This window comes from Bradyrhizobium sp. (assembly GCF_027307225.1).
GTDB lineage: Bacteria > Pseudomonadota > Alphaproteobacteria > Rhizobiales > Xanthobacteraceae > Bradyrhizobium.
Genome location: NZ_DAHUXJ010000134.1, coordinates 1 through 7,802, shown reverse-complemented (window position 1 = coordinate 7,802; position 7,802 = coordinate 1). Strand labels below are relative to the sequence as shown.

The window sequence follows — 7,802 nt, the reverse complement described above, 5'->3', positions numbered from 1 at the left end:
CAGAGGGCTAACCCGGCAGCAATATCCATGGCATGACCAGGCTGGCGGAACCGTCCACGCTTTCCGGCTCCTCCGAAACTCAACAACGAAGGCGACAGATCACGAGCTACAAAAATACGACATCTTCATCCGCTACGGACATGGCGCGCCGCTATGATAGCCGGCAGCATTAACAGGAGGATTGACATGGATGATCGATCTGTGCGGCTTGCGCTCGAGCGCCACTGGAATGCTTCGGATGCCGGCGATTTCAATGTCGAGCACGAAATCTACCACGAGGATGCTCGTGCTACCCTCGCGCGCGCATCTCGTCGAGCGGGTTTGAGCAGCTAAGGCAACAGGTGTTCGTGGAGCAGTTTGGAAAGACGGCGCATGTCCAGCGGCTTCGTGCATCGGGGCGCATCGGCATAGGGCCCCGGTAGCGCCCATCCGTCGTAGCCCGTCGTCAGCACGAAGGGAACGCCTCTCTCCCGGAGCAGGTCCAGCACCGGGAAGACCGAGTCGCCTTGCAGATTGACGTCGAGCATGGCGCCATCGAGAGCGTCTCCCGATTGAAGCAGCTTCAACGCCTGCGCGACATTGGCCACCGGCCCCACAACTTCAACACCGAGTTTCTCCAGGGTCTGCCGTAAGTCGTCCGCCAGCAGGTATTCGTCTTCCACCACGAGAATACGGCGGCCATGCAAGCTTGCAGCGGGTATCGCACCAGACATTTGCAATCTCCAGACCGTTCGAAATCGGCGAGTGATGACGCGGACGGGCGTGCATCGCCCGTGCAGGTTTAGTCGTGCCAGATGCGCTCGCCGCACTGATGGCACTCGTAAAGGGAGACGGTCTTGCCGCATGTCGGGTCGAGGAATGAAAGGTTGAGACGCTGCTGCACGCCTGCACATTTCGGGCATCGCTGCTGGCGCCCCTGATTGGGCGCCTGAGACGGCACTAGCTTATCCCGGTCGTTGGCCGTCATCGTTGCGCGCGCCCCGTGGCGAATCACCCACGGTAGACCGCAATTCCGATCCAGCCACTTACTTAGGTTACTAAGTGGACATAGATCGCCGGTTCCGTGAATTAGGCAGTGCGGGATTGAGCAGCGGACCGCGGCAAAGAGGCCAGGAACAACACCGCACAAACGCAAAACAGGACAATATCCTTGAATAAAAACTCGCCGGTCAGATTCCACGCCATCGGATCGGTCGACCAGCTCCATTTGACGACCCCGGGCGTCGTGAAGAAGAACGACCATGTGATCGCAAAGGTGATCATGCCCATCAGGGAACCGACGGCCGACAGGATCGGGCTGAACGCACCCGACGCGAGCAGCGCGGCGATGGCAAACTCGACGACACCGAGAAAGTACGCTTCGCCCCTGAGGCCGAACACGGACAGCCACGAAACAAATGGACTATTGCTGATGTACTGGACGATACCCTGCGCCGACTGCAGTGTGAATTTCTGCATGCCAAAAGACACGAAGATGATAACCATGGCCCAGCGAAGGATGGCGAGGAAACGATAAGTCCCGCCGCCGTTTTCGGCGACCTTGAAAGGTACTTTCATTTGGCTCTTTCTGGATACAGATTGATGCGGGCGGCCGCGCAGAAGCGCGTTCCTTGCAGGCGTTACGTCCCCGCCGACGCCGCCGTTACGTTTCGTCTTCAATTCGGCGGCTCACAATCATGTGCTTGCGGCGGGGCGACACTGATGCCGGCTGGTATTGTCCTGCATGCCGCAGCCGGAATGGCTCCATGATCGGTGCGACAACCGCCACTTGCGGCATTGCCGGGCTTGCGACGCTCGGCGTCGTGATCCGTCCCTGGAATTTGCCGGAATATATCTGGGCCGTGACCGGCGCAGTGCTGCTGGTCGCGCTCGGCCTCTTGCCGTGGCAGGAGGCCGTCGCCGCGGCGGGCAAGGGGCTCGATGTCTACTTCTTCCTGATCGGCATGATGCTGCTCGCCGAAGTGGCGCGGCAGGAAGGCTTGTTCGACTGGCTGGCGGCGCAAGCGGTGCGATGGTCGCACAAGTCGGCCTCAAAGCTATTCCTGATCGTGTATGGCGTCGGAATATTGGTGACCGTGTTCCTGTCCAACGATGCCACCGCGGTGGTTCTGACGCCCGCCGTCTATGCAGCGACGCGTGCCGCGCGCGTCGAGCCGCTGCCCTATCTGTTCGTCTGCGCCTTCATTGCCAATGCGGCCAGCTTCGTGCTGCCGATCTCCAACCCGGCCAACCTCGTCGTGTTCGGCGCGGCGATGCCGCCCTTGCTCGAATGGCTGCACACCTTCGCCTTGCCTTCGGTGGTCTCGATTGTGGCGACCTATCTGCTGCTTCGCTTCACCCAGCGCACTGAGCTCACCAAACAAGTCGCCGATCCCGTTTCCGCATCGCATCTGACGACGAGCGGCAAGATCGCAGCAAGCGGGATTGCGGCGACCGCCATTGTTCTTCTCATGGCGTCGGGTCTCGGGCACGATCTGGGATTGCCGACGCTCGGCTGCGGCGTCGCGGTAACCGCCCTGGTACTCGTGCGCGAGCGCAAGCCACCGTGGCCGGTGTGCGCCGACGTCTCATGGTCGGTGATCCCGTTGGTCGGCGGACTGTTCATCCTGGTCGAAGGTCTCAATCGGACCGGGGTACTGCCGTCGCTCGCCGAACTGCTTAAGACGGCGGCAACCGCCGCCCCGCATTCGACCTCCTGGGCCGCCGGCCTGATCAGCGCTTTTGCCTCCAACCTCATCAACAACCTGCCGATGGGATTGATCGCAGCCACCACCACGCAAGGCGCGCAGGTGCCGCACGAGGTAACAGGCGCGGTCCTGATCGGCGTCGACCTCGGACCGAACTTGTCAGTCACCGGCTCGCTGGCGACCATTCTCTGGCTGATTGCACTGCGCCGCGAAGGCGAGCATGTCGGTGCGCTGCACTTCCTGCGCATCGGCGTTGTGGTGATGCCGTTTGCACTGGTGCTGGCCCTGCTCGCGCTCTCGCTGGTGGCCTCATAAGCGATCGAGAACACAGGCCCCCGACATTGTCCCCAAGCGCAAATCTCAGCCCGAGCCTGGAACAAAAACTCACGTTCCGAGTTAAGGGCGATAAACCGGAGTATCTGTCATGGATCGCATCACGCGCTGCGCCAAATGCGGAAAGCTCTTGGAGCCGGTCGTCGCCATCTCAGGCCGCACCGAACTCCAATGCATAAGCTGTGATGACCCTGCGGTGAAATTGGCTGAAAGTCCGCTTGCAGCCCGTGAAAGCCCGATTGCTGCAGGACCCGCCGCGCATCACTGAGATAGGCGAGCGGAAACGGGCGGCCCTTCGATGACGCATGCCCGTCGTCCCGGCGTTCCGCCGGGACGACGCCAAAAATATCAATACCGGTAATGATCCGACTTGAACGGACCTTCGGTCTTGACGCCGATGTAGTCGGCCTGGTCCTTGCGCAGCTCGGTGAGCTTCACGCCGATCTTGGCGAGATGCAGACGGGCGACCTTCTCGTCCAGCGTCTTCGGCAGCACGTAGACCTTCTTTTCGTACTTGCCGTCCTTGTTGTTGGCGAACAGTTCGATCTGCGCCAGCGTCTGGTTGGTGAAGGAGGCCGACATCACGAACGACGGATGGCCCATCGCATTGCCGAGGTTCACCAGGCGGCCTTCCGACAACAGGATGATGCGGTGCTTGTCGGGGAATTCGATTTCGTCGACCTGCGGCTTGATGTTGGTCCACTTCAGGTTACGCAGGCCGGCAATCTGGATCTCGTTGTCGAAGTGACCGATGTTGCAGACAACGGCGCGGTCTTTCATCGCGCGCATGTGCTCGATGGTGATGATGTCCTTGTTGCCGGTCGCGGTGACGAAGATGTCGGCGCGGGGCGCCGCGTCTTCCATGGTCACGACCTCATAGCCTTCCATCGCCGCCTGCAGCGCGCAGATCGGATCGACCTCGGAGACCATGACGCGGCAGCCGGCCTGGCGCAACGAAGCCGCCGAGCCCTTGCCGACGTCGCCGAAGCCCGCGACCATCGCGACCTTGCCCGACATCATGACGTCGGTGCCGCGGCGGATGCCGTCGACCAGCGATTCACGGCAACCATAGAGATTGTCGAACTTCGACTTGGTGACGCTGTCGTTGACGTTGATCGCCGGGAACAGCAGCGTGCCCTTGTTCGCCATGTCGTAGAGGCGATGCACGCCCGTGGTCGTCTCTTCCGAGACGCCCTTGATGTTCTTCGCGATCTCGGCGAAGTAGCCCTTCGGCTTCTCTTTCAAGAGCCGCTTCACCAGCGCATAGAAGATCTCTTCTTCCTCCGACGTCGGCTTGTCGAGGAACCCGGTATCGCCCGCTTCCGCGCGGTAACCGGCATGCACCAGCATGGTGGCGTCGCCGCCGTCGTCGAGGATCATGTTCGGCGTGCCGCCGCCATGCCAGTCGAACAGCTTGGCCGTATAGTCCCAATAATCCTTCAGCGTCTCGCCCTTGACAGCGAACACCGGAATGCCGCCGGCCGCGATCGCGGCGGCCGCGTGGTCCTGGGTCGAATAGATGTTGCAGGAGACCCAGCGGATGTCGGCGCCGAGCGCGGCCAGCGTCTCGATCAAGACCGCGGTCTGGATCGTCATGTGCAGCGAGCCGGCGATCCGCGCGCCCTTCAAGGGCTGCTTGGGGCCATAGTCCTCGCGCGTCGCCATCAATCCGGGCATCTCGGTCTCGGCCAGCGAGATTTCCTTGCGGCCGAATTCGGCGAGCGAAATGTCCTTGACGATGTAGTCGGTGAAGCGGGGCTTCGTGGCGGTGGCGGTCATGAGATTATCCTGTTGCTTGGCTCGTCATTCCGGGGCGCCTCGAAGAGGCGAACCCGGAATCTCGAAATGATGGATGAAGATTCCGGGTTCGCTCGCGCTCGCGAGCGCCCCGGAATGACGCAAGAACTAAATGGCGCCCTTGAGCGCGTCGGCGAGATCGGTGCGCTCCCAGGAGAAGCTGCCGTCCTTTTCCGCCGAGCGGCCGAAGTGGCCGTAGGAGGCGGTCTTGCGGTAGATCGGACGATTGAGCTTCAAGGTGCGGCGGATGTTGGTCGGCGTCAGGCGGAACACCTCCGGCAACACCTTCTCGAGCTTCTTCTCGTCGACCTTGCCGGTACCGTGGGTATCCACCAGCACCGACATCGGATCGGCCACGCCGATCGCATAGGCGACCTGGATGGTGCAGCGCTCGGCAAGGCCGGCCGCGACCACGTTCTTGGCGAGGTAGCGCGCGGCATAGGCCGCCGAGCGATCGACCTTGGTCGGGTCCTTGCCGGAGAACGCGCCGCCGCCGTGCGGGGCGTAACCGCCATAGGTATCGACGATGATCTTGCGGCCGGTGATGCCGCAGTCGCCGTCGGGGCCGCCGACCACGAAGTTGCCGGTGGGATTGACCAGGAAGTCGGACGACTTCGCCGGCATCCAGCCTTTCGGCAGCGCCGATTCAACCGCCGTCGAGATCATCTCCTTGATCAGGCCGGGCGTGTACTTCTTGTTGTTGCGGCTCTTCTCGTTGTGCTGCGTCGAGACCACCACCTTGGTGCAGCCGACCGGCTTGCCCTCGACATATTTCACCGTCACCTGGCTCTTGGCGTCGGGCTGCAGATCGGCGAGCTGGCCGTTGCGGCGCTTCTCGGACAGAACCTTCAGGATGCGGTGCGCGAAGAAAATCGGCGCCGGCATGAACGAGCCCTTCTGATAGACCTCGCTCTCGGTGCAGGCGTAACCGAACATCATGCCCTGGTCGCCCGCGCCCTCTTCCTCGCCGCTCCTCTTTTTCTTGGCGTCGACGCCCATCGCAATGTCGGGCGACTGGCCGTGCAGCAGCACCTCGATATCGGCGCCGTGATAGGAGAAGCCGTTCTGGTCGTAGCCGATGTCGCGGACCACATCGCGCGCGATCTGGCTGATCAATTCGCGGTCGACCACCGACACGCCGTTGATCATGCGGAACAGCTGGCCGCGGCCTTCTCCGGCGATGACGATCTTGTTGGTCGTGCACAGCGTCTCGCAGCCGAGGCGGGTGTTGACGAGGCTGTCGTCGGCGATGCCGAGCTTGACGTCCTTTTCGATGAAGGCATCAAGGATCGCATCGGAGATCTGGTCGGAGACCTTGTCCGGATGACCTTCGGAAACCGACTCGGAAGTGAACAGGTAAGACGCGCGCATCTAGGTAGCCCCTTTGGTCCTTTTTTCAAATGTCCTGGTGTGGTGGTTCAGAAGTTCTCTTCATTGCCGCCGAGAACTCGTCAAGAGAACTTCTGAACCAAAACCACACCAGCAGTCGATATTTGCTAGTGATCCTTTGATTCTGACATTCGCAAACATGCCTGCATCGACGGGATGCGAATGTCAGAATCGGATCACTAGGATGGTCAGTCCCGACGGCGCGAGATGACGTAGGATTCGTCGTAAAACCAGAGTCCGTTATGCTTGCGCAGAACCTCTCTGACGGCATCGAGATAGCGCCCGCTCTGGGTCATTTCCGTCAACCGGTCGTCTTCAATCTGAGCGACATACACCGCCGCATTCCATGCTGCAAAGGCCGTCGAGGTTCCGATCGAGCCGGTGACCTCATCGGGCAGCGCTTCCATATCATAGCGGAAGACCGAACGGTTATCGGCGTAGGCATTAAAGTTAAGGTCGCGCCCGGCCGATCCCAGCTCGTATTTCACAGCGCGCAATAGCTCATGACGGCTGACCGCGAAAGGATTTTCTCCCGGCCAAACCGCCTGGATGATTTCAAGCCCCGGATCCTGCCCGTGGGAGTGGATTCCAATCAGCCGGCCTCCGGCCCGCAGGGCCCTACCGAGGGGGGCAATAATGCGCTTGGCTCGGAAATTCACACTGGATTTGGCCCGATAGGGCTGGGAAGCGATGATGAGGTCGAAATTGGCCTCGACCTTCCCGGCGCGGGGGATGATCGAATCGAGCAAAAATCGCTGGTCCTCGCGGTAGAGCACCAGCGCCACCGGCCGCTCATAGGTCGGCATGCCCGAGCGGGCCGAGACGCTGGCCCGCCAGTTCTGCTCCAGAAACGGCCCCAATTCGGCAATTTGGCCCTCGAAATCGCCGGAAGAGGCCCCCCGCAAGGGGACTTCGTGCCAGATCATGCCGGCGGCAGCCGCGGGCGAGGCCGGCGTCAGCCAGGGCGCCTCGGCGTAATACATGTTGGTCAACACGAAGACCGTCGCCGGGTGCTCGAACAGGCGGTCGGGCACCTTCTCAAGGGTCAGACGGACGTCCTCGAAAGAGAGTTCCTTGCCCGCGATATAGAAAGGCATATGGGGAAAGCGCGTGTGCATGGACCGCATCACCCGCGCCAGCACCGTGCCGTCGCCGCAGCCGGCATCGAACACCCGAAGCGCCGGCGGGCGGGGATGGATGGCGGAAAGCTCGAGCGCGACGCGCGAGGCGACCACCCGCTTCTCGCCGCAGGTGTGGACGAACAACAGGTATTTCTGGCGGTTCTCGAAGAAGCGGAAATTGCTGCGGGGATCGCGTTTCTCGGGCGGCACCTTCAGCCCACGCGGCGGCGGGATGCCGTCGGGGCTAGATGCGACGATATAGGCCTGGATGCGCTCCAGCGTGTCGATGGTGATGCGCTTGCCCTCACGAAGGCGATGGACGAGCTTGCCGTCATTGACCGCGCGCCGGCCGAAGGTCGTTTCCGCCATGCCGGCCTGGCGGCAAAAGCTCGATATCTCGTCGAGCAGGACTTGTCTGTCCACGTTGTCATCCTCCGCGCGGGAATTGGAACCGGTTTGCCACAAGCGGTAAACC

8 protein-coding genes are annotated in these 7,802 nt (G+C 61.7%); 3 read left to right on the top strand and 5 right to left on the bottom strand.

The features are described 5' to 3' along the window. Nucleotides 1-186 precede the first annotated feature (186 nt). Nucleotides 187-333: a hypothetical protein gene (locus tag M6D32_RS22465; RefSeq protein WP_366145852.1), complete on the top strand. Its 147-nt coding sequence runs from the start codon at nucleotides 187-189 to the stop codon at nucleotides 331-333. On the opposite strand, the gene M6D32_RS22460 is transcribed toward M6D32_RS22465, so the two are convergent. Further along, nucleotides 330-713, bottom strand: a complete 384-nt coding sequence (locus M6D32_RS22460) for a response regulator (RefSeq protein ID WP_298260372.1) — start codon at nucleotides 711-713, stop codon at nucleotides 330-332. The genes M6D32_RS22465 and M6D32_RS22460 overlap by 4 nt on opposite strands. A 355-nt stretch (nucleotides 714-1,068) precedes the next feature. Further along, nucleotides 1,069-1,557 (bottom strand): DUF417 family protein, encoded by a 489-nt coding sequence (locus tag M6D32_RS22455; protein WP_298260377.1) that lies wholly within the window; start codon nucleotides 1,555-1,557, stop codon nucleotides 1,069-1,071. 188 nt (nucleotides 1,558-1,745) lie between these two features. Between M6D32_RS22455 and M6D32_RS22450 the strand changes: the two genes are divergently transcribed. Beyond that, complete coding sequence (locus M6D32_RS22450; protein ID WP_298260370.1) at nucleotides 1,746-3,002, top strand: arsenic transporter; 1,257 nt, start codon at nucleotides 1,746-1,748, stop codon at nucleotides 3,000-3,002. A gap of 109 nt (nucleotides 3,003-3,111) precedes the next feature. Next, on the top strand, nucleotides 3,112-3,288 hold the full coding sequence (locus tag M6D32_RS22445; RefSeq protein WP_298260368.1) for a hypothetical protein: 177 nt from the start codon (nucleotides 3,112-3,114) through the stop codon (nucleotides 3,286-3,288). An 80-nt stretch (nucleotides 3,289-3,368) separates the two neighbouring features. Here the strand turns inward: M6D32_RS22445 and ahcY are convergent, their stop codons facing one another. From ahcY to M6D32_RS22430, 3 genes are all read right to left on the bottom strand, one after another. Beyond that, nucleotides 3,369-4,799 carry an adenosylhomocysteinase gene (gene ahcY, locus M6D32_RS22440; RefSeq protein WP_298260366.1) on the bottom strand — a complete coding sequence of 477 codons (1,431 nt, stop codon included), beginning with the start codon at nucleotides 4,797-4,799 and terminating at the stop codon, nucleotides 3,369-3,371. Between the two features lie 126 nt (nucleotides 4,800-4,925). Further along, on the bottom strand, nucleotides 4,926-6,188 hold the full coding sequence (gene metK, locus M6D32_RS22435; RefSeq protein WP_298260364.1) for a methionine adenosyltransferase: 1,263 nt from the start codon (nucleotides 6,186-6,188) through the stop codon (nucleotides 4,926-4,928). 206 nt (nucleotides 6,189-6,394) lie between these two features. Further along, nucleotides 6,395-7,696: a hypothetical protein gene (locus tag M6D32_RS22430; protein WP_298260375.1), complete on the bottom strand. Its 1,302-nt coding sequence runs from the start codon at nucleotides 7,694-7,696 to the stop codon at nucleotides 6,395-6,397. Nucleotides 7,697-7,802 lie beyond the last annotated feature (106 nt).

Bases quoted from the DNA above. Each gene is read 5' to 3' on its own strand.
- M6D32_RS22465 (WP_366145852.1), top strand. From the start codon at position 187: ATGGATGATCGATCTGTGCGGCTTGCGCTCGAGCGCCACTGGAATGCT.
- M6D32_RS22460 (WP_298260372.1), bottom strand. From the start codon at position 713: ATGTCTGGTGCGATACCCGCTGCAAGCTTGCATGGCCGCCGTATTCTC.
- M6D32_RS22455 (WP_298260377.1), bottom strand. From the start codon at position 1,557: ATGAAAGTACCTTTCAAGGTCGCCGAAAACGGCGGCGGGACTTATCGT.
- M6D32_RS22450 (WP_298260370.1), top strand. From the start codon at position 1,746: ATGATCGGTGCGACAACCGCCACTTGCGGCATTGCCGGGCTTGCGACG.
- M6D32_RS22445 (WP_298260368.1), top strand. From the start codon at position 3,112: ATGGATCGCATCACGCGCTGCGCCAAATGCGGAAAGCTCTTGGAGCCG.
- ahcY (WP_298260366.1), bottom strand. From the start codon at position 4,799: ATGACCGCCACCGCCACGAAGCCCCGCTTCACCGACTACATCGTCAAG.
- metK (WP_298260364.1), bottom strand. From the start codon at position 6,188: ATGCGCGCGTCTTACCTGTTCACTTCCGAGTCGGTTTCCGAAGGTCAT.
- M6D32_RS22430 (WP_298260375.1), bottom strand. From the start codon at position 7,696: ATGGCGGAAACGACCTTCGGCCGGCGCGCGGTCAATGACGGCAAGCTC.